The sequence below is a fragment of the Mesorhizobium sp. M7A.F.Ca.CA.002.09.1.1 genome (assembly GCF_003998555.1).
Classification (GTDB): domain Bacteria; phylum Pseudomonadota; class Alphaproteobacteria; order Rhizobiales; family Rhizobiaceae; genus Mesorhizobium; species Mesorhizobium ciceri.
Map to the genome: position 1 here is coordinate 1 of NZ_RZRR01000794.1, position 2,605 is coordinate 2,605.

At 65.7% G+C, this 2,605-nt stretch carries 3 protein-coding genes; all 3 read left to right on the forward strand.

Annotation, left to right across the window (positions count from 1 at the left end; all coding sequences use genetic code 11):
* Positions 1-256 precede the first annotated feature (256 nt).
* Complete coding sequence (gene argJ, locus EN994_RS26335; RefSeq protein ID WP_063169075.1) at positions 257-1,498, forward strand: bifunctional glutamate N-acetyltransferase/amino-acid acetyltransferase ArgJ; 1,242 nt, start codon at positions 257-259, stop codon at positions 1,496-1,498.
* Positions 1,499-1,527: 29 nt separating this feature from the next.
* Positions 1,528-2,280, forward strand: a complete 753-nt coding sequence (locus tag EN994_RS26340) for a GNAT family N-acetyltransferase (protein WP_013529443.1) — start codon at positions 1,528-1,530, stop codon at positions 2,278-2,280.
* Positions 2,273-2,605, forward strand: a 333-nt coding sequence (locus EN994_RS26345; protein ID WP_164746207.1) for a (deoxy)nucleoside triphosphate pyrophosphohydrolase, incomplete at its 3' end; no start/stop codon positions are given. The genes EN994_RS26340 and EN994_RS26345, both read left to right, overlap by 8 nt.

Here is a 2,605-nt window from a genome sequence, read left to right on the forward strand (position 1 = left end):
GGACGAAAATGTAGCATAGCTGCTCTCACCCTGTCAAGAATAAATTCCTATTGAGATGAACGCGGCCGGCGCAAACTGGCTGACACCGCCGGACCGGCCGTCGGACGATGTCTACTGCATGGCTTGCGACGTCTCGGAGCCCTGCTCCCAGGGGCGAGTTCGAGCTCCCGGACAAGAGCGACGAAAACGCCCTTGCGCCGGCGCGGTCTATCGGGCAAACCGGCCTTCCCTTGCGATTTTCCCGCCCGAGGCCTCCATGTCCACGACGATTTCGCCGCTTGCGCCGAAGAAATACCCGAAAATGCCAGAAATCGAGGGGGTGCGCATCGCCACCGCCGAGGCAGGGATAAAGTACAAGGGCCGCACCGATCTTTTGACCATGGTCTTCGATGAAGGCACTGCGGTCGCCGGCGTGTTCACGAAATCGAAATGCCCCTCGGCGCCGGTCGATTTCTGCCGGCAGAATCTCGGCGCGGGCAAGGCGCGGGTGCTGGTCGTCAATTCCGGCAACGCCAATGCCTTCACCGGCAAGAAGGGCCGCGAGTCGACCGCACTGACCGGCGAGGCGGCGGCGAAGGCGGCCGGCTGCACGGCAGCGGAGGTTTTCATGGCCTCGACCGGCGTCATCGGCGAGCCGCTCGACACCAGCAAATTCAGCCATCTGCTCGCGGGGCTGGTCAGCAAGGGCAAGCCCGAGCTGTGGACCGAAGCGGCAAAGGCGATCATGACCACGGATACCTATCCGAAAGTGGCGACCGCGACCGTCAAGCTCGGCGACACCGATGTCACCATCAACGGCATTTCCAAGGGCGCCGGCATGATCGCGCCCGACATGGCGACGATGCTCTCCTTCATCGCCACCGACGCGCCGATCGCCGCACCTGTCCTGCAGGATCTGTTGTCGCGCGGCACGGCCAAGACTTTCAACGCGGTCACCGTCGACAGCGACACCTCGACCAGCGACACGCTGCTGATCTTCGCCACCGGCAAGGCCGCCAGGCGCGGCGCGCCGGAGATAACCGATCCCAAGGATGCCCGTCTCGGCACGTTCCGCCGGGCGCTCGGCAAGGTGCTGAAATCGCTGGCGCTGCAGGTGGTGCGCGACGGCGAAGGCGCCCGCAAGCAGGTCGAAGTCACCGTCACCGGCGCCAAATCGGCGCGCTCGGCCAAGCGCATCGCGCTGTCGATCGCCAATTCGCCGCTGGTCAAGACGGCAGTCGCCGGCGAGGACGCCAATTGGGGCCGCGTCGTCATGGCCGTCGGCAAGGCCGGCGAACCCGCCGATCGCGACCGGCTGTCGATCTGGTTCGGCGACAACAGGCTGGCGCATGAAGGCGAGCGCGACCCCGGCTATTCCGAGGCGGCGACGTCGGCCTACATGAAGCGCGACGATATCCGCATCCGCGCCGATATCGGCATTGGCCGCGGCAAGGCGACGGTGTGGACCTGCGACCTCACCAAGGAATATGTCGCCATCAATGGCGATTACCGGAGCTGACGGTTTTGAGCTCCAGGCATCCGGCAAGCATGCTCGCGATCGTGCGCCGTTACGAGGCGGCCGGCTTTCGCGCCTGGCCGGCGGCCGCCGTCCACTATGACGGCACCTGGGTGGTGCGGCTGACCGCCGGCCATCCGGCCAAGCGGCTGAACTCGGTCAATCCGCTCGATCCCGGCGACATCCAGCACATTGCCGACCGTATCGGCCGGGCCAGCCGCCGTTTCGATGCCTATGGCAGGCCGCTGACATTCCGCATGTCGCCGTTGTCGGGTCCCGATCTTGCCAGTCATCTCGACCGTGAGGGATGGAGCCGGTTCGACGAGTCGCTGGTCATGCGGCTGCCGCTGGCCGATGCGCAACTCGACGCTGCCATGGACCAGATCCCGCTGAAAGACATCAGCCGCTTCATCGGCGCGTCGCTCAAGGTCAGCGGTTCGGATGTTTCGCTGCGCCCCGGCCTGTCGGAGATCATCGGCGCCATCCAGCCCGAAGCCGGGCTGTTCGCGCTCGAAGATGGATCAGAAGCGCTGGCGACGCTGATCTGCGTGCATGACGGCGATCTCGCCGGCCTGTTCGAGGTCGCCACCGACAAGTCGGCACGCAACAGGGGCCACGGCCGCAACCTGATCCTGTCGGCACTGAAATGGGCACGGCTGCGGGGCGCACGGGAAGCCTGGCTGCAGGTCGAGGCCAACAATGTGCCGGCACTGGCGCTCTACCATTCGCTCGGCTTCGAGGAAGTCTATCGCTACCACTACCGGCGGCCGCCGGGTCATGAATGATGTCGTGACCGCCGGCAAGCGCCTGCTGCTGGTCGCCGCCTGCGCGCTGGTCGATGCCGACGGCCGGGTGCTTCTGGCGCAGCGGCCTCAGGGCAAGCAACTTGCCGGGCTGTGGGAGTTTCCCGGCGGCAAGGTCGAGCCGGGCGAGACGCCCGAACAATGCATCATTCGCGAACTGCATGAGGAAATCGGCATCGAAACCGACATCCCGTGCCTGGCGCCGCTCACTTTCGCCAGCCATTCCTACGACGATTTCCACCTGCTGATGCCGCTGTTCATCTGCCGCCGCTTTCGCGGTATCGCGCAGCCCAGGGAAGGGCAGGCG

Excerpts from the sequence above, each read along its gene's own strand:
- argJ (WP_063169075.1), top strand. The coding sequence starts at position 257 with ATGTCCACGACGATTTCGCCGCTTGCGCCGAAGAAATACCCGAAAATG.
- EN994_RS26340 (WP_013529443.1), top strand. The coding sequence starts at position 1,528 with ATGCTCGCGATCGTGCGCCGTTACGAGGCGGCCGGCTTTCGCGCCTGG.